We start from the raw sequence: 17,507 nt of genomic DNA on the forward strand, positions 1-17,507 counted from the left end.
GGTGTCTAGGCCGGCAAAATGTTCGACCAGTTCGAGCAGCCAGGCGCGTCTGCGGCTGTCGTCCACGCGACCGAATGCCTTGAGGAGACGTACGTTCTCTTCCGCGCTCGGGCTGTCCGTCCCATCGAGGCAAGCGGCCTGTGCTGCCGCGCGGCTTCGACGTTGAGCAACTGCCGAGCTGCCGTGAGCAACAATTCGCAGCTTGTTATGGGGCATTGGACTATCTCGCCTTTTGTACTGCTATTTGCTGTGACCGCAGTCGTTGCATTCGAGACTTTGGGCATCGTGCAGCAAATGAGACGCGGTATTCCAAACTCCAATAACCCCGAGACGTTCGGGGGCCTGCCTTATGGCGATGTGTTTGAATTTCCGAAGCCATCCGCCGGAAGTCGTTTGACCCGTATTCACGCCGGCTCGCATCCCCCCGGAAACGATTTGCTGGCTTGAAAACGTTATTTTCAATCAACCACAGGCGTTTGCGCAAGTCATTAAAGACATGTCATAATTTCGTTAGATGGCATCTAACGATGGCTGAGATCGAGACACGTCTGTTCCGTTACTTCGTAGCGCTCGCTGAGAACAAGCACTTCGGCCGCACCGCGCTCAGCCTCGGCATCAGCACGCCCACGCTGAGCAATCAGATCAAAAAGCTCGAGACGCAACTGCATGCGCGGCTCGTCGCGCGGAAGGGCAATACGGAAATCGAACTGACCGACGTCGGCGCTCGCTTCCTCGAACGTGCGCGCACCGTGCTGCGCGAAGCCGCGGCGGCGGAGGCGGTCGCGCGCCAGGCCGCGCGCGGCGAGGTCGGTCGTATCGCGATCGGATTCATGACGATCGTGCCGCTGTTCGGTCTGATCGACAAATTCGTCCGCGGCTTCCAGAAGCTGCATCCGGGCATCGAGGTGAGCCTCAAACAGGCGCCGACGATGAGCCAGATCACGTCCGTGTTGCAGCGAGATCTGGATTTCGGCTTCGTGCGTAAGCCGAACCGGTATCCGCACAGCCTGCGGGGATTTGTCGTCTGTCGCCGCGCGATGATGCTCGCGCTGCACAGCGACCACCCGCTGGCGCATCACGATCGCATCCACCCGTCGCAGCTCAGATCGGAGTCTTTCGTCAATTATTCGCCCGAGCTCGATGTCGGATTCTGGAAGCACATCGATGTGATCGGCGAAGCCGGCCAGTTTACGCCGCGGATCACAGCACGGGTGAAGGACGCGATTACCGTGCTGGCCTGCGTGTCGGCCGGTCACGGCGTGGCCGTGGTCTCCGAAGCATTCAAGAACGTCAACATGCCGAACGTCGTCTACCGCGATTTCTCCATGAAGCCCCCGATGGCGCCAACCTCATTGATCCATCGCAGCGATGAATCGGGGCCGGCCGCGCTCGCCTTTATCAAGTTCATGCGGCAGCATGCGATTTCCGAGAAGCAAGGTTCCGATTGAACATCGCGAAGATCGTCTCCCAGTCGCGATTGGCGGCTTGCTTCGCGTAGATGTCACGGTCGGGCAGCGCGTAGCCGTGGATCGCCGCCTGATGCAGCATCGGATGATACTTTGCGTTCGGGTTGGCGCTGAACGCTTCGAGCAACGCCTGCCGGACCGGCGGTGCGCCGAAATGATCGTGCTCGGCAAAGGCGCAGTAGACTTCGCCCCGGCACTTCGGTGCGAGCTTGTGCGGCGACAGCGGATCGTCACTGACAAGTCGCGTGCCGTGCATGCTTGCCACGGCGCGGAAGTGGTCGGGATATAGGGCTGCGACCTGGAAGACGTAGCGGCCGCCGAGGCAATAGCCGATCGCACCTTTCGGGCCGTCGATCACCGGCTCGCCGCGCAGGAAATTGAGCGCCGCCTGGACGTCGGCCATGGCCATCTCGTCGGTCAGCAGCGCCATCTGCCGGCGCATCGCGAGCTTGGTCTCGTCCGGAATCTGCTCGAACGACAGCATGCGGTCCTTCTCGTCACGGAGTTCGAACCGCACGCGGCCCTGCCGATACCAGAAGTTCGGCACGATGCAGTGATAGCCGGTGACCGCAATCTTGCGCGCGATGTCGAACAGCTCTTCGCGCAGGCCCCAGATGTCCATCAGGATGAAAACCGATGGAAACGGTCCGCCTTGCTCCGGATGGCAGACGAAGGTGTCCATCCGGCCGTCGGGCGTTTCAATATCGATCATGGACTCGATCATCGGTGTTCCGCCTCAGTTCGGTTCGAGTTGAATGTTTTCTTTGGCGATGATCGGCGTCCACAGCTCGCGATCCTTCTTGATTGTCTGTGCAAGCTCTTCGGGCATGCCGCCGATGGCCCGGACGTTGATCTTGGCGAAGGTCTGCCGGCCCTGGTCGGATTTGAGATAGTCGTTGATCGCCACGTTGATCTGGCCTCGGATTTTGTCAGGCAGTCCGGCTGGTGCGAGGATCGCGATCCAGGTGACCGCCACGACGTCCAGGCCGCTTTCGCGGATCGTCGGGATGTTCGGCTGAAATTCCAGCCGCCGGTCGCCCGTGACCGCAAGCGCCGTGACGGACTGCACCGCCGGGATGAAGGTCGGCACGCCAGCCTGGATCTGACCGCTCAGTACGTCGGTCACGACCGCATTGGGGCTGCGATAGGCCACATAGGTCGCTTTCAGTCCGGCTTTCGACGCGAACAATGCGGCTGTGAGATGGCCCATCGAACCGACGCCAGCGTGTCCGATGGTTAGGCCAGCCGGATTGCTTTTGCCATAGGCCACGAGGTCCGAAAGCGTCTTGAAGCCGAGTTGAGGGCTCGCAACGATCACGTTCGGCACTTCGCCCAGCATGATCACCGACGTGAAGTCGCGGTCGGTGTCGTAGGGCACAGACTTGAACAGCAACTGGTTGAGCACCGCGGGGCCGATCGCCGTGGTGATCAGCGTGTAGCCGTCCGGCTTGCTCTTGGCCACATAGGATGTGCCGACCACCCCGCCGCCGCCCGGCCGGTTTTCGACCACGAAAGACTGGCCGAACTTGTCGCCCAGCGCCTGGGCCACGGCGCGCGACGCGACGTCGCCGGCGCCACCGGCACCGAATAGATTGACGATCGTCACAGGCCGCGATGGCCAGTCACGCTCCTGCGCTGGGGATGCTTGAACTGTCGCGCTGAGAATCAGTAACGAAACCAGCCATCGCTCAACGCGCATTGTCTTTCGTCGCCTGCCGGAATGTTTCGAGTCCCCGAAGTTCCGAGTATAGGCGACGGATGTGTGGTGGCCACAAGTCCTTGGCGAGGCCGATGAGGTGCAAGCGCGATGTTCAGGAGCTCGCTTGGGCTTACAGCGGTTCTGACGATCGAGTGGTGCTGTCGGATTTCAGCAACCGCTCGAGCGAAGCCTCGATGCGCCGCTGCAAGACGGCGAGCTCCGGCTCGACCGCAGCCGGACGATCGAGCAAGGCCGGCCATGGCTTCTTCCAGGAGGCGTCAATGCGATCGTGCCGGCCGATGACGAGAACCGGCGCGATCGCGGTCACCACGGCGCTTACCGCTAATGCACTCCACGCGCGATTGGAGAAAAGCCGGCTCACTGGTGGTCCGCCCCCATGTTCGTATTTTTGACATGCTTACATCACGAACGTGGAAATCAGCTTGAGCCTTTGAGAAGAATTGTATTGCCCGCTTTAATCGAAAATTCGTTATGCGCCGCCGCTTCAGGCCTGGAAGGCCGCGAATTCTGCGTCGCTTTGTCTATCCGGCAGGAGATTTGACGTGTTTTCAGCGCTGTTAGAACCCTGCTAACCTTGCCCTGTTTAAGGCCGGAATGAATCACATATGCACCTCAATCGACGCCGCGCGCTGGCACTGTCCGGCGCGTTCGCTGCAGGCTCGGTGTTGCCTGCCTTCGCACAGCAGAACTGGCCCCAGCGGGCGCTGCGTATCCTGATCGGAACGTCGCCGGGCGGCAGCCCGGATATCGTCGGACGGCTGCTCGCCGACAAGCTCGCCGAGCGCCTCGGCCAATCCGTCACGGTCGAAAACAACACCGGCGGTGGCGGCGGGATCGCCGCAAGCATCGTGTCGCACGCGCCGCCGGACGGCACCACGATGACGCTCCTGACGGCGGGCTATGCGAGCGGCGCTGCGATCGGCAAGTTTCCGTTCGAGGGCGACGACACCTTCGGTTTTCTCAGCATGGTGTGTGCCTATCCGTTCGTTTATCAGGTGCCGAAGGACTCGCCGATCAAGTCGTTTGGCGATTTGCTCGCGCGAGCCAAGGCGAACCCCGGCAAGATCACCTATGTGATCACCTCGCTCGGTTCGATCTATCACCTGATCGGCAGTTGGGTGAACGCCAAGGCCGGCGTCGAACTCGTGCCGGTGCCGTATCGCGGTTCGGCGGCAGCGGTGACCGACGTGCTGTCCGGCCGCGTCGACGTGATGCTCGACACCGCGACCTCGGGCTTCCCGCGTATTGCCAATGGTCAATTCCGCGCGCTCGCCGTCACCTCGCCGACGCGCTTTTCGCTGATGCCGGAGGCGCCCACCGTCGCCGAGACCTTGCCCGGCGTGCACTACATGTCCTGGCTCGGCATGGCGGCCGCGCCGCGCACGCCGCGTCCGATCGTCGACCGGTTGAACGCCGAACTGCGCGCGGCGTTGGCGCTCCAGGACGTGGAGGCCAAGCTCAAGGAGGGCGGCAACATTGCGACGCCGACCACCCCCGAAGAGATGCGCGACCAGATCGCAGGCGAGATCGCCAATTGGAAGCAATTGATCGAAGCCAATAACATTAAAGTTCAATAGGCGAGGGCGGGTTTGGGCTTGGCGCTTGGTCCAGGCCCGCGTAATTTCTCCATAATAGAAACGAACAAAATTGGCCCGGCACGGAAATTTCCGGCCGGGTACAGGGAGCGAACGAGATGATGAAACGCCGTGACTTTCTCCGTGTGTCCGCCAGCGGCTTGATCGCCGCGCCGTTTATCAGCACGCGAGCCTGGGCGGCGTATCCGGACAAGCAGATTCACTGGATCGTGCCCTATCCGCCGGGCGGCACAACCGACATCCTGGCGCGGCTCGTCGCGCAGTTTCTGTCGGACCGGCTCGGCCAGCAGTTCGTCATCGAGAACCGCGCCGGTGGTGGCAACAACATCGGCACCGATGCCGTGGTGCGCGCCGCGCCCGACGGCTACACGGTGCTGCTCGTCAATCCGGCTAACGGCATCAATACGTCGCTCTACAAGAAGCTGCCTTTCAACTTCGTCACCGACATCGCGCCGATGGCCGGCATCACGCGCGTGCCGAACGTGATGGAGATCAATCCGAACGTGCCGGCCAAGACCGTGGCCGAGTTCATCGCATACGCCAAGGCCAATCCGGGCAAGATCAACATGGCGTCGTCCGGCAACGGCACCTCGGTGCATCTGTCCGGCGAGTTGTTCATGGCCATGACCGGCGTGAAGATGACGCACGTGCCGTATAAGGGCGCAGGCCCGGCGCTGATCGACATGCTGTCCAACCAGTGCCAGGTGTTCTTCGACAACCTGCCATCCTCGATCGAGCACATCCGCGCCGGAAAGCTTCGCGCGCTGGCCGTGACCACCGATGTGCGTTCGCCTGCGTTGCCTGATGTGCCCACCGTCGCCGACACCGTGAAGGGCTACGAGGCCAGCGCCTGGTTCGGCATGGGCGCGCCCAAGGGCACCCCGCCAGAAGTCATCGCCGTCATGAACAAGGCGATGAACGACGCACTTGCCGATCCGAAGCTGATTGCAAGACTCGCCGATCTCGGCGGCGTGCCGATGAAGGGCACCCCGGAAGACTTCGGCAAGGTCATTGTCTCCGAGACCGAGAAGTGGCGGAAGGTGGTCGAGTTCTCCGGCGCCAGCGTGGAATAGGGCAGGGCCTCACTCCGCCTTGATGCCCATCTCGTCAATCAGCTTGCCGTAGGTCGAGGCGAAGTCGTCGATGTACCGCTTGAGGTTCGCGGGCGTGTTCTCGCGGGCCTCGGCCACATCGAGTCCGAAGCCGGTCAGGCGCTCGCGCACCTCCTTGTTGTCGAGCGCCGCGGTGAATTCCTTGTTGAGCGCCGCCTGGATCGGCTCCGCAATGCCCTTGGGGCCGAGCACGAAGATCCGGATGTCGGAGGTGTAGTCGATGCCCGATTCCTTGACGGTCGGGACGTCGGGCAGCTTCGTCATGCGACGTTCGCCGGTCACGGCCAGTGGGACGAACCGGCCTTCGACGATATGCGGCAACGACAAGGTCGGCGTGTCGAAGGTAAGCTGCACGTCGTTCTGCAGCAGCGCCTGAACCATCGGGTTGTTGCCGCGGTACGGCACGTGGACCATGTCGACCTTCGCGATCTTGGCGAATTGCGCGCCGGCGAGATGCTGCGGACCGGCAATGCCCGACGAGCCCCAGTTGATCTTGCCCGGATTGGCCCGCACGTAGGCCATGAACTCCGCGAATGTCTTGAATCGCGATGTGCTCGCTACGTTGGTCGGCATCACCAGCATGGTGGAATAGATGCCGGCGATCGGCGTGAAATCGTTGCTCGGATGCCAGGGCAGCCTGGACAGCACCGGGAGCGTGGCGTGCGAGTTGGTTGTGGCAAGAAGTGTCGTGCCGTCCGGCTCGGACCGCATCAGCTCGTTGACCGCGAGCGCGCCGCCCGCGCCGGGCTTGGATTCGATCAGGACCGGCTGGCCGGTCTGTTCGGTGATCTTCTGCCCAACGATGCGGGCGACCACATCGACGCCGCCGCCGGGTGCGAATGGCACCAGCAGCCGGATCGGGCGGTTGGGCAGCTTCACTTGGGCGGAGGCGTCGTCGCAAGTGGCGAACGAGGCGCAGAGCAGCAAGGCTGCGAACAACAGGCTTCGCACGGGCCTTCTTCGCGGCATCGTCCCCTCCCGATTTCTTTTGCCGAGCTTTTACTCGGGCTGGAGTCTATCGGCGCCTTCCATGGATTGGAATGAGACCAGGATGGTGCGACACTTGCGCCACGCTGAAAGAGCCCGAGCCGAAAAGAGTTCAAGAGGAAACGATGACACGCAAGAAGCCCGAAGACCTCCGCAGCCACCGTTGGCTCGGCGTGTCCGATATGCGCTCGTTCGGCCATCGCTCGCGGCTGCGGCAGATCGGCTACGACGCCGAGGATTGGACCGGAAAGCCGGTGATCGGCATCATCAACACCTGGAGCGAGATCAATCCCTGTCATGCGCATCTGCGGGTGCGCGCCGAGAATGTGAAGCGCGGCGTGCTGCAGGCTGGCGGCTTTCCGATCGAATTGCCGGCGATCTCGCTGTCCGAGACCTTCGTGAAGCCCTCGACAATGCTCTATCGCAATCTGCTGGCGATGGAGACCGAGGAACTGCTGCGCAGTCATCCGCTCGACGGCGCCGTGCTGATGGGCGGCTGCGACAAGACCACGCCGGGCCTGATCATGGGCGCGATCAGCATGGGAATTCCGGCAATCTACATTCCGGCGGGCCCGATGCTGCGAGGCAACTGGGAGGGCAAGTATCTCGGCTCGGGATCGGATGTCTGGAAATACTGGACCGAGAAACGCGCCGGCAACATCACCGACGACGACTGGAACGAGATCGAAGGTGGCATTGCCCGCTCGTTCGGCACTTGCATGGTAATGGGTACCGCCGCGACCATGATGGCGATCACCGAGGCGCTGGGGCTCGCCTTGCCGGGATCGTCGTCCATTCCCGCGGCGGACTCCAACCATCCGCGGATGTGCGGCGCGGCCGGCCGCCGCATCGTCGAGATGGTGTGGGAGGATCTCACGCCGGACAAAATCCTGACGGCTGCGGCGTTCGACAATGCCATCAAGGTGCACATGGCAATGGGCGGCTCGACCAACGCCATCATCCATGTGGTCGCGATGGCGCGGCGCGCGGGCATTCCGGTCGACATGGAGACATTCGACCGGCTGTCGCGTCAGATTCCCGTGCTCGCCAATGTTCGGCCGTCGGGCAAATATTTGATGGAGGATTTCTTCTACGCCGGCGGCTTGCGCGCCATGATGCGGAACCTGGGCGAGAAGCTCGACCTCTCGTGCCTGACCGTCACCGGCAAGACCGTGGGCGAGAACATCGAGGGCGCCAAGGTCCACCTGCCGGACGTGATCCACTCGCTCAACGATCCGATCTACGCCGAAGGCGCGACCGCGGTGCTGAAGGGCAACCTTGCGCCGAACGGCTGCGTCATCAAGCCGGCGGCCGCCGATCCGCGCTTCCTCAAGCATCGCGGCAAGGCGATCGCGTTCGAGAACTACGACCACATGATGCACGAGATCGAGCGCGACGACCTCGACGTCACGCCGGACCATATTCTCGTCCTCAAGAACGCCGGGCCGAAGGGCGGCCCCGGCATGCCCGAATGGGGCATGCTGCCGATCCCCAAGCGGCTGCTGGGACAGGGGGTGCGTGACATGATCCGCATTTCCGACGGCCGCATGAGCGGCACCAGTTACGGCGCCTGCATTCTCCACGTGGCGCCGGAGAGCTTCGTCGGCGGCCCGCTCGCCTTCGTGCAGACCGGCGACGAGATCGAGATCGACGTCGACAGGCGGATGATCCATCTGCACGTCAGCGACGCCGAGCTTGCCCGGCGGAAAGCGGCCTGGACGCAGCCGGCACCCAAGTACCCGCGGGGGTACGGGGCGATGTTCTCCGAGCACATCGGCCAGGCCGACCAGGGCTGCGACCTCGATTTCCTGCAGGGCAAGGCGGCCATGCCGGAGCCGGAAATTCACTGAGCCACGGCTGTCCCTGAGGTTGCGGATTGGGTTGCTAACCACCTGCGCGGGCTCAATTTTCCAGGTTCCCGCCACAACTCTTGATGCAAATCGTCGGACCTGCGTTACCGGATCGGTAAGGCGGCGGCGCCTATAATTGCCTGACCCGGTAAAGCCCCGTCAGGCATGGCAGCCACAAAGCGAACGATGTTTGGAAAGATTGCTGGTATCGCCGCACGCAGATCCGTGCAGCGGGCTGCTATCTCTACAGGGATCTTCCTCACCGTGTTCTGCGGCGGCGCTTATTTTATGCGCGACCAGATTCCGCTGTTCAAATGGTTTGCATCGCTGCAGACCGGCGGCAGCGGCGCCTTCGCCAATGTGGGCCGGCCTGAGCTGCCGACCGGCGGCTCCAGCCTGAGCGAAGACGATCCGGTGCGGAACTTTGCCAAGACCGGCGTGGGGCAGGTGCTGTTCACCGCGACGAGCAGCGACAACTGCCGGCGCAACCTGTTCGACAACAGAACCGGCGCGACCTACGAGGTCGGCGAGATCTTCTGCGGCCAGAACCCGGAGAACATGCCGGAGTCGCAAAGCTCGGACCGTCTGCAGTCGATGCGCAAGCCTTTCAAGAAGTAGCGGCGGCCGGCAACTCTCCTCAGTCCAAGAATGTCGTCAGTGGTGCGCCTTTGTCATGCACCATGATGGCGAGGACATCCGCGCTTTCGGTCGCACTCGGATTCTCGATGAACACGTGCGTCGTGCCGTACGGCTCGTGGAACATTTCGCCGGTCTGGTAATTGGCGGCGGGCAGTCCGGCATGCTCCGAGCGGACCGTGCCGTTCAGAACGTAAGCCGTGACGTCCCCGCCATGCACATGCCGCGGCGTAAAGGCCAGAGGCGGCAGATGCACCAGCTGGGTTGTCACGTATTTGCCCGGTGCGGCGACCAGCGGTTCGGATCGCAAGGTCTTGACGACGGTGCGCGGTCGAGGCGCCGTAGTCCCGCTATTCGACGTGCTGCACAGAATCCAAGGCAGCGTATTGAGCGTCTCGGTTGACGACTTCGCGGCCAGCGGAAGAGCGGCGGATGCGGCAAGGGCCGCAAGCAGCCAGAGCTGTGCCGTCCGGTCGGGGATGAGTGCTGCAATCATGACGCACCGACTGAGTTGGCCATTGCGGGCGGGGTGAAGCGGTAGGCCACGCCCAACCTGTTCCAGGCATTGATCGCAAGGACTGCGGACGTGAGCAGGGCGAGCTCGCTGTCTGAAAATACCGAGCGGGCCTGTGCGTAGCGCTCGTTCGACACACCGCCGGCAATGAGCGTCAAGGCCTCGGCCCAGTCGAGCGCTGCGCGCTCCCGCTCGTCGAACGCCTGGGCGTCGCGCCAGGCCGCAAGCATGTGCAGTTTGTCGGCGGCGATTCCCAAACGAGACGCCGCGTTCACGTGCCAGCCGACACAGAACGAGCAGCCGTTGATCTGAGAAATCCGCAGCTTGACGAGCTCGAGCATGCGCTTGTCCAGACCTTGATTTGCCGCGGCTTGCGACAGGCTCAACAATGCGGCGTCGGCGGCAGGAGCGAGCTCCTTGAAGCCCTGCCATTCAAGTCGTGCGGAATGCGATGCGTCCACCGGTCGATCCATTGCTTATGGGCATCATTCGATGTATCAGTATGCTGATAACATATCAGGGTGCTAATGAATAGGTCGAAAACGCAGGACAGCATTGTCGCTGCCGTGAGGGTGCCGGAACCCGGGGAGGGCAAGCGCGGCGAGGCCGGCTATCTCTCGTATCTGCTGCGCCAGGCGGCGGGCGCAGTCCGGTTGCGGCTCGAGCGCAAGCTCGCCGACCTAGGCGTCACGCCGCCGCAATTCCTGGTGCTGACGATGCTGGACAGCTATCCCGGCGCATCAGGCGCCGATGTCGCGCGTCTTGCGATGCTGACGCCGCAGACGGTGCACGGCATCATCAGCAATCTCGAACGCGCCGAGCTCATCTCGCGCTCGCCGCATCCGGTTCACGGACGCGTGCAGGTGATCGTACTGACCAAAGCCGGACGAACGCTGCTGGCGCGATGCAAGGAGCGCGCTCTCAAGGCTGACGCCGAACTCAAGGCTGGATTGTCGCCGGGCGATGAAGCCGTGATCCGCCGCTGGCTGATCGGTCTGGCCAAACAGGCCGACTGATCGCTACTCGCCCTGGATGTTGGCTTCCTTGATGACCTTGCCCCACTTGTCGGATTCCGCCGTCATGAAGGCCAAGGCCTCCGCAGGCGTGCCGCCAACCGGCCGCGCGCCTTGATCGGCGAGCTTCTTCTGCATCTCCGGCGACTTCACGATTCGCACGATGTCGCGGTTGATGCGTTCCGTGAGCTCCGGGGAAAGGCCCTTCGGCGCAATCACGACGTACCAGAGCTCGGCCTCGTAGTCCTTCAAGCCGGCATCGGCGAGCGTCGGCACGTTCGGCAGGATGTCGGTCGCCTTGGCCGACGTCACCGCGAGCGGCTTGATGGTCTTGGCCTGCAGATGCGGCAGCGCTTGCAGCACGCTCAGCACCGAGAGCGGCACGTGGCCGGCAAGCGTATCGTTCAGCGCGAGCGCGCCGCTGCGATAGGGCACGTGCACGAGTTTGACTCCGGCCAGATAGGCCAGAAGCTCCATCGACAGATGCTGGATCGAGCCGGTGCCGGGCGACGTATACGAGATCGTCGCGGGCTTCTCTTTAGCGAGCGCCAGCATCGACTTGATGTCGTTCGCCGGGAAGCTCGGATGCGCGAAGATCAAAAGCGGCGATGAGGCGATCTGCACGATCGGCGTGAAGTCTTTCAACGCATCGAACGGCTGCTTCGGGTTGAGATAGCCGTTGGTGACGTGACCCGACACGATCATCATCAGGGTCTGGCCGTCGGCCGGCAGTTTCGCGAGCTGGCCCGCGGCGATTGCGCCGTTGGCGCCGGCCCGGTTCTCGATCACAACCGGCTGGCCCCAGACCTTCTCCAACTCGTGGCCGATGTCGCGGGCGATGATGTCGGTCGATCCGCCCGCCGCAAAGCCCACGAACATCTTCACGGGGCCGTTGGGCCAGTTCTGCTGGGGCTGCGCCGAAGCGTCGCGTCCGGCAACGATCAGCAGCAGCGTAGCGGCTATCGCCGCGATCCAGCGCGTGTCCCAACGTCTCATCGGGCATTCCTCCTGATATTTTCCCTGCGTTTTAGTTGGTTGCCTGCCGCGCGCCAAGCGGGCACATTGCCACCACAACAAAGGCGAGGAAGCGCGATGAAGCTTGTGACGTTCGTGAAATCCGGCGAAGAGCGGCTTGGTTTGCTCGCCGGCGACAGCGTGGTCGATCCGCTGCTGGCGTCGGGCAGCCGTGACGTCTTCGCGAGCGCGCTGGCTTTCATCAAGTCCGGCGATGCCGGCATGAACGCCGCAAAGGCGATCCTCGCCAATCCGCCGAAGGCTGCGACCACGCCGCTCAAAGACGTGACGCTGGCGGCGCCCATTCGCCCGGCCACCATCCTGTGCAGCGGCAGCAACTATCGCGACCACAACGCCGAAAAGGCCAACACGCCGATCAGCGGCAAGGAACCGGAGTTCTTCGTCAAGACCGCCGATTGCGTGGTCGGTCCGAACGAGTCGATCGCGTTTGACGATCGCTTCTCCAAGAAGATCGACTGCGAGACCGAGTTGGCCATCGTGATCGGCAAGCCCGGCCGCTTCATCGAAGCGGCGCGCGCACTCGATCACGTGTTCGGCTACACCATCGTCAACGACGTCACGGCCCGCGACCGGCAGGTGCGCCGCACGCCCGAGGGCATGACCTGGTACGAGCTTGGCAGCGGTAAGGCTTTCGACACGGGCGCTCCGCTCGGCCCCTGCATCGTCACGGCCGACGAGATCGGCGATCCGCAAAAGCTCAAGGTGATGTCGCGCATCAACGGCGAGCTGCGTCAGTCGAGCAGCACCTCGAACATGATCTGGACCTGCGCCGAGCTCATTCACTTCTTCTCGCGCAACTTCACGCTGCGTCCCGGCATGGTGATCATCACCGGCACGCCCGCCGGCACCGCCTGGTCTGTGGACAAGGAATTGGGCGGCAAGGGCGTGACCCCGCCGGGCCTGGTGCCCGCGACGCGCTATTGCCTGCCGGGCGACATCGTCGAATGCGAGGTGGAAAAGATCGGCGTGCTGCGCAATCCCGTTGCGCGGGCCGGCGAGGCTGCATCCAGCGTCGCCGCCGAATAGCACGCCAGAACAATCGCCAGAGCGGATCAACCGCCCGGCGGATAATGTCATCAGGGAGAGCGATCATGGATCGGCGGAAGTTTGTGACGGGCGCGCTGGCCGCGCCAATGATGGGCGCGTTGGGTTCGCAGGCGCTGGCGCAGGGACAGGCCTGGCCGGCGCGCAACATCACGATGGTCGTTGCGTTTCCGCCCGGCGGTCAGGCCGATCTCGCGGCGCGGCCGATCGCGTTGTCGCTTGAAAAGACGCTGGGCAAGTCGGTGATTGTCGACAACCGCGCCGGCGCCGGCGGCCTCGTTGGCAACGCCTTCGTGGCGCGCTCCGATCCGGACGGCTACACGCTCTTGATGGCGCTGTCGTCGATGACGTTCCTTCCGGATGCCGAACGGCTTTACGACAGGAAGCCGTCCTATGAGCTCGACAGCTTCGTTCCGATTGCCCGGGCGCTCGCCGATCCCAATGTGCTGTGCGTGCGCCATGATGCGCCGTGGAAATCGGTCGCCGACCTCCTCGAGGACGCCAAGAAGCGCCCCGGCGCGATCTCCTACAGCTCTTCGGGCAACTACGGCGCCACCCACATCCCGTTCGAGATGTTTCAACGCGCGACAGGCGTGAAGTTCCTGCACGTGCCGTATCGCGGCGGCGGGCCCGCAATGCAAGCCTTCCTCGGCGCGCAGGTCGACATCACAGCGCAGGCGCCCGGCGTGGCCAATCCCCATGTGCAAGACGGCAAGGTCCGGCTGCTCGCGCATTGGGGCGGCAAGCCCACGCCGGAGCTCAAAGGCATCCCGAGCATGATCGAGCTCGGCTACAAGGATGTCGAGTACTACATCTGGGCCGGTCTGTTCGCGCCGAAGGGAACGCCGCCTGCCATCATTTCGCGCTTGCGCGAGGGCATGAAGCAGGCCATGAGCGATCCGCAAGTCACTTCGATTTTCGCGAAAGCCGGCAGCCCTGCCGCCTACCTCGATCAACCCGAATTCGCGGCCTTTGTGGAAGCCGACGCCAAGCGCCTCGTTCCTATCGTGAAAGCCATCGGCAGGCTGGATGAGAAAGAGAAATGAAAGTTGGACTGTTCGATCATATTGAGCACGGCGAGCGCCCCACATCGCAGCTTTTCGACGAAAGACTGACCTTCATCCAGGCGGCCGACGAGGCGGGCTTCTACTGCCTGCATCTCGCCGAGCACCATCAGACTCCGCTCAACATGGTGCCGGTGCCGGGCGTGTTTCTCGGCGCCGTGGCGCGGCTGACCAAGAAGATCAAGATGGGGCCGCTGGTTTATCTGCTGCCGCTCTACTCGCCGCTGCGGATGATCGACGAGATCTGCATGATCGATCATCTCAGCCATGGCCGCGCTGAGATCGGCGTCGGCCGGGGCGTGTCGCCATTCGAGCTGAAGTATCACAAGATCGAGCACGACCAGTCGCGCGAGATTTTCATCGATGCCTATCGCTGCATCGTGAAGGGGCTTTCGACCGAGCAGCTCAGCTACAAGGGCCCGCATTACGAATACGAGAACGTGCCGATCGCGCTGCGCCCGTATCAGAAGCCGTTCCCGGCGTTCTGGTACGGCTCGTCCGGCGCGGAAGGCTCCACGTGGGCCGGCGAGGAGGGGCTGCATTTCGTCACGCTCGGCGCCAACGCCTTCGCCAAGGCCAACATCGACACCTTCAAGACGGCGTTTGCCAAGCGCGGCGGCAAGGCATTCCAGCCGAAGCCGGAATTCTCCGGTGGCATAGCCCTCGGTGTGCAGCGCCATATCTTTGTCGACGAGACCGACGAGAAGGCGAAAGCCTGGGCCAAGCCCGCGATGGAGAATCATCTCTCCAACATCAACTGGATCCGCAACCGTCACGGCGTCACCATGACGGCCGAGCGCATGAAGAACGTGCGCGGCCGGAATTTCGAGGAATGCATCGAAGAGGGTACGGTGATCGCGGGTTCGCCCAAGACCGTGCTGGCCGAAATCGAGAAGCAGGTGAAGGAGATCGGCTTCAACTATCTGCTCGTCTATCTCTTCCTCGGCACCATGTCGTTCGAGAACGCCATGCGTTCGATGAAGCTGTTCGTCAAAGACGTAATGCCGGCCGTCGAGAAGATGTAGTTTAGTCCGCCGAGCGTCTTTTCTCTCTCCGCCTCATCCTGAGGAGCATCGCGAAGCGATGCGTCTCGAAGGATGGGGCGGCCCCATGGTTCGAGACGCGTTGCTTCGCAACGCTCCTCACCATGAGGCCGGGAGAGACTGATGTGCGGTAAGAGAGAGTTGGAGTCGATCAATGGCCGCCAAGCGCGAACGCATTCAGCCGGACAAGCTGCATGTCCGCAAAGATGGCGAAAAAGTCCTCTATTCGCAGGTGATGGTGGTCGAGGTCGGCGGCACGAAGCAGGTCTTCGTCGCCGGCCAGACGCCGCGGGACAAGCACGGCAACTGCATCGGCAAGGGCGACATGCGGGCGCAGATCGAGCAGGTCGGCCAGAACATCAAGGACGCGCTGGAAGCGGCCGGCGCGACGCTTGCCGACGTGGTGAAGACCACGACCTACGTCACCGATATGGAAGAGTACTTCAAGCACCAGGACGTGCGTATGAAGTTCTTTGCGCAAGCGCTGCCGACCAGCACCACGGTGCAGGTGAGCCGCCTGTCGCGTCCTGAGTTTATGGTCGAGATCGAGGCGTTCGCGATTGTTTGAGTGAGACGCTGGCGCTGCGTCTCTTTAACCTCTCCCATGGGGAGAGGTCGCCGCACGAAGTGCGGCGGGTGAGGGGTTACGGTCTATCGAGAGAGTTAACGCCCCTCACCCCAGCCCTCTCCCCAACGGGGAGAGGGAGCGCACCGTGCTTGCGGCGATAGTAGAGAGTCAACGCAGCGGCGATCAGCCGTTCATCGCCTCGTGCTTCCACACGTCCCACGAGTCGCCGAGGCGCTGCGGATCGAGCATCTCGTCCTCCGAGATGTATTTGATCGGCTTGCCGAACGACAGTGCGGTGGCGAGCTGCTTGGCGTTGATCTCGGTGTAAAGCGCGCGATGCACGACACGCGGGATGTCGGGCGCGACCACCAGATTGCCGTGGCCGCGCATCAGCGCCACCGGCTTGTCGCCCAGGATCTTCGCAAGTTCTGCGCCCTGCTCATTGTTGGTGATCAGAAGGCCCTTGGTCCGGCTGACCTTGTGGAAATCGAACACGGGACAGCCGCAGGCCAGGAACGAAGCCACGCTCGACACCGCGCGCAGCGGCTGGTCGGTCACCGAGAACGGCACGATCGTCGGCGAGTGGCTGTGCACCACGGCGTTGACGTCCGGCCGTGCCTTGAACGCGTTGCCGTGGATGAAGCGTTCGAGAAAGCAGCGCCGGTCGCGCTGGTCGACCGGATTGGAGTCGAGGTCGAACTCCATGATGTCTTCGATCGACACCATCGCGGGAGCCCGCGCACGCGACATCAGATAGCGCTGCGGATTGCTCGGATGCCGCATCGACACATGGCCCCAGGCATCGAGCACGCCGTGATGCGCGAGAATGCGGCTCGCGGCGACGAGATCTTCGATCAGCTTGGCGTCGACCGGGCCGGCGGAGGAAAGCTTCGCGTCAGACATGAGGTCCCCTTCAGTTCATTTGGAAGCCGGTCGCCTGCACGACCGGAATCCATACCTTCATTTCGCTCGCGAGGAGTTTTGTAAAGTCCTCTGGTGTTCCGCCATGCGGATCGAAGCCGATCCGCCGGATCGCGGCGATGACGTCAGACGATTTCAGGCTGTCATTGACCGCAGCGTTGATGCGCTGCACGGCGTCAGCCGGCACGCCGCGCGGGCCGAGGATGCCGTAATAGGTGAGCGACGCGACTTGCGGCAAGCCGCTTTCCGCCATGGTCGGCACGTCCGGCAGTTCGTGATTGCGCTCCGCGCTCGTCATCGCGAGCGCGCGGAGCTTGCCCTCGCGGACCAGCGGCGCGAGCGTCGAGATGGTGCCGATGTTCATCTGCACGCGGCCGCCCAGCATATCGGTCACGGCCTGTGCGCCTCCCTTATAGGGGATGTCGGCGATGTCCGTTCCGGTCGCGCGCTTGAACATCTCACCGACGAGTTGCGGCAGCGTGCCCTGGCCGAAGCCGAAATTGAGCTTGCCCGGGTTGGCCTTGGCATAGGCGACGAACTCGGCGAGCGTTTTGGCGGGCACATCGGGGGCGATCACCAGCATCAATCCGCCGCTCGCGATCGTCGCGATGGGCACGAAGTCCTTCAACGGATCGTAGGTCAGTGACTTGTTGACCAGCGGCGAGATGAAATGCGTCGGGCTGTTGGAGATCAGCAGCGTATAGCCGTCGGGCTCGGCGCTCATCACCGCCTTGACGCCGATGGTGGTGCCGCCGCCCGGCCGGTTGTCGACCACGACCGACTGACCAAGGTTCACCGCCATCGGCGCAGCAATCAGGCGCGCCACCACGTCGTTGGGCGAGCCGGGCGTAAAAGGCGCGATCATCTTGATCGGACGGTCCGGAAAGCTGTCCGCGGCGGCAGGCGCAGCAAGACCCGTCACCCAAAGCATTGTTGCGC

General features: G+C 63.1%; 20 protein-coding genes. 11 read left to right on the forward strand and 9 right to left on the reverse strand.

Features of this window, described 5'->3' with window-relative positions:
* The first annotated feature begins 18 nt into the window (after positions 1 to 18).
* On the forward strand, positions 19 to 447 hold the full coding sequence (locus RHPLAN_RS13815; protein WP_068018727.1) for a hypothetical protein: 429 nt from the start codon (positions 19 to 21) through the stop codon (positions 445 to 447).
* Positions 444 to 1,448 (forward strand): LysR family transcriptional regulator, encoded by a 1,005-nt coding sequence (locus tag RHPLAN_RS13820; protein WP_157100253.1) that lies wholly within the window; start codon positions 444 to 446, stop codon positions 1,446 to 1,448. The genes RHPLAN_RS13815 and RHPLAN_RS13820 overlap by 4 nt, the downstream gene beginning before the upstream one ends.
* On the opposite strand, the gene RHPLAN_RS13825 is transcribed toward RHPLAN_RS13820, so the two are convergent.
* The 3 genes from RHPLAN_RS13825 to RHPLAN_RS13835 form a co-directional block, all read right to left on the reverse strand.
* Positions 1,405 to 2,190 (reverse strand): dienelactone hydrolase family protein, encoded by a 786-nt coding sequence (locus tag RHPLAN_RS13825; RefSeq protein WP_068018734.1) that lies wholly within the window; start codon positions 2,188 to 2,190, stop codon positions 1,405 to 1,407. The genes RHPLAN_RS13820 and RHPLAN_RS13825 overlap by 44 nt on opposite strands.
* 12 nt (positions 2,191 to 2,202) lie before the next feature.
* Complete coding sequence (locus RHPLAN_RS13830) at positions 2,203 to 3,072, reverse strand: Bug family tripartite tricarboxylate transporter substrate binding protein (protein WP_068018737.1); 870 nt, start codon at positions 3,070 to 3,072, stop codon at positions 2,203 to 2,205.
* A 223-nt stretch (positions 3,073 to 3,295) separates the two neighbouring features.
* Positions 3,296 to 3,496, reverse strand: coding sequence for a hypothetical protein (locus tag RHPLAN_RS13835; protein WP_068018739.1), 201 nt, complete (start codon positions 3,494 to 3,496; stop codon positions 3,296 to 3,298).
* Between the two features lie 295 nt (positions 3,497 to 3,791).
* On the opposite strand from RHPLAN_RS13835, the gene RHPLAN_RS13840 reads away from it, so the two are divergent.
* Complete coding sequence (locus tag RHPLAN_RS13840; protein WP_068018740.1) at positions 3,792 to 4,763, forward strand: Bug family tripartite tricarboxylate transporter substrate binding protein; 972 nt, start codon at positions 3,792 to 3,794, stop codon at positions 4,761 to 4,763.
* Positions 4,764 to 4,879: 116 nt separating this feature from the next.
* Positions 4,880 to 5,854 (forward strand): Bug family tripartite tricarboxylate transporter substrate binding protein, encoded by a 975-nt coding sequence (locus tag RHPLAN_RS13845; protein ID WP_068018742.1) that lies wholly within the window; start codon positions 4,880 to 4,882, stop codon positions 5,852 to 5,854.
* 9 nt (positions 5,855 to 5,863) lie between these two features.
* Here the strand turns inward: RHPLAN_RS13845 and RHPLAN_RS13850 are convergent, their stop codons facing one another.
* Complete coding sequence (locus RHPLAN_RS13850) at positions 5,864 to 6,862, reverse strand: Bug family tripartite tricarboxylate transporter substrate binding protein (RefSeq protein WP_084244860.1); 999 nt, start codon at positions 6,860 to 6,862, stop codon at positions 5,864 to 5,866.
* 143 nt (positions 6,863 to 7,005) lie between these two features.
* Here RHPLAN_RS13850 and araD point away from each other — a divergent pair, with 143 nt between their 5' ends.
* On the forward strand, positions 7,006 to 8,730 hold the full coding sequence (araD, locus tag RHPLAN_RS13855) for an L-arabinonate dehydratase (RefSeq protein ID WP_068018746.1): 1,725 nt from the start codon (positions 7,006 to 7,008) through the stop codon (positions 8,728 to 8,730).
* A 288-nt stretch (positions 8,731 to 9,018) separates the two neighbouring features.
* On the forward strand, positions 9,019 to 9,348 hold the full coding sequence (locus RHPLAN_RS13860; RefSeq protein WP_068018749.1) for a hypothetical protein: 330 nt from the start codon (positions 9,019 to 9,021) through the stop codon (positions 9,346 to 9,348).
* Between the two features lie 19 nt (positions 9,349 to 9,367).
* Here RHPLAN_RS13860 and RHPLAN_RS13865 read toward each other — a convergent pair whose 3' ends face one another.
* Complete coding sequence (locus tag RHPLAN_RS13865; protein WP_068018751.1) at positions 9,368 to 9,862, reverse strand: cupin domain-containing protein; 495 nt, start codon at positions 9,860 to 9,862, stop codon at positions 9,368 to 9,370.
* Complete coding sequence (locus tag RHPLAN_RS13870) at positions 9,859 to 10,341, reverse strand: carboxymuconolactone decarboxylase family protein (RefSeq protein ID WP_237180136.1); 483 nt, start codon at positions 10,339 to 10,341, stop codon at positions 9,859 to 9,861. The genes RHPLAN_RS13865 and RHPLAN_RS13870 overlap by 4 nt, the downstream gene beginning before the upstream one ends.
* Before the next feature lie 66 nt (positions 10,342 to 10,407).
* Here RHPLAN_RS13870 and RHPLAN_RS13875 point away from each other — a divergent pair, with 66 nt between their 5' ends.
* Positions 10,408 to 10,896: a MarR family winged helix-turn-helix transcriptional regulator gene (locus tag RHPLAN_RS13875; protein ID WP_068018758.1), complete on the forward strand. Its 489-nt coding sequence runs from the start codon at positions 10,408 to 10,410 to the stop codon at positions 10,894 to 10,896.
* Positions 10,897 to 10,899: 3 nt separating this feature from the next.
* Here the strand turns inward: RHPLAN_RS13875 and RHPLAN_RS13880 are convergent, their stop codons facing one another.
* On the reverse strand, positions 10,900 to 11,889 hold the full coding sequence (locus RHPLAN_RS13880) for a Bug family tripartite tricarboxylate transporter substrate binding protein (RefSeq protein ID WP_068018760.1): 990 nt from the start codon (positions 11,887 to 11,889) through the stop codon (positions 10,900 to 10,902).
* Positions 11,890 to 11,985: 96 nt separating this feature from the next.
* Between RHPLAN_RS13880 and RHPLAN_RS13885 the strand changes: the two genes are divergently transcribed.
* The 4 genes from RHPLAN_RS13885 (at position 11,986) to RHPLAN_RS13900 (ending at position 15,647) form a co-directional block, all read left to right on the forward strand.
* Positions 11,986 to 12,954: a fumarylacetoacetate hydrolase family protein gene (locus RHPLAN_RS13885; RefSeq protein WP_068018764.1), complete on the forward strand. Its 969-nt coding sequence runs from the start codon at positions 11,986 to 11,988 to the stop codon at positions 12,952 to 12,954.
* 65 nt (positions 12,955 to 13,019) lie between these two features.
* Positions 13,020 to 14,018, forward strand: a complete 999-nt coding sequence (locus tag RHPLAN_RS13890) for a Bug family tripartite tricarboxylate transporter substrate binding protein (RefSeq protein WP_068018767.1) — start codon at positions 13,020 to 13,022, stop codon at positions 14,016 to 14,018.
* The gene (locus tag RHPLAN_RS13895) at positions 14,015 to 15,061 is read left to right on the forward strand and encodes an LLM class flavin-dependent oxidoreductase (protein WP_068018770.1); all 1,047 of its coding nucleotides are present in this window, start codon (positions 14,015 to 14,017) and stop codon (positions 15,059 to 15,061) included. The genes RHPLAN_RS13890 and RHPLAN_RS13895 overlap by 4 nt, the downstream gene beginning before the upstream one ends.
* Positions 15,062 to 15,233: 172 nt before the next feature.
* A complete protein-coding gene (locus tag RHPLAN_RS13900) occupies positions 15,234 to 15,647 on the forward strand; it encodes a RidA family protein (protein WP_068018772.1) in 414 nt (137 codons plus the stop codon).
* Between the two features lie 183 nt (positions 15,648 to 15,830).
* Here the strand turns inward: RHPLAN_RS13900 and RHPLAN_RS13905 are convergent, their stop codons facing one another.
* Positions 15,831 to 16,550, reverse strand: coding sequence for a class II aldolase/adducin family protein (locus RHPLAN_RS13905; RefSeq protein ID WP_068018775.1), 720 nt, complete (start codon positions 16,548 to 16,550; stop codon positions 15,831 to 15,833).
* A 10-nt stretch (positions 16,551 to 16,560) separates the two neighbouring features.
* Positions 16,561 to 17,499, reverse strand: coding sequence for a Bug family tripartite tricarboxylate transporter substrate binding protein (locus tag RHPLAN_RS13910; protein WP_068018780.1), 939 nt, complete (start codon positions 17,497 to 17,499; stop codon positions 16,561 to 16,563).
* Positions 17,500 to 17,507 lie beyond the last annotated feature (8 nt).

Origin of the sequence: Rhodoplanes sp. Z2-YC6860, assembly GCF_001579845.1 — a bacterium.
Taxonomy (GTDB): domain Bacteria; phylum Pseudomonadota; class Alphaproteobacteria; order Rhizobiales; family Xanthobacteraceae; genus Z2-YC6860.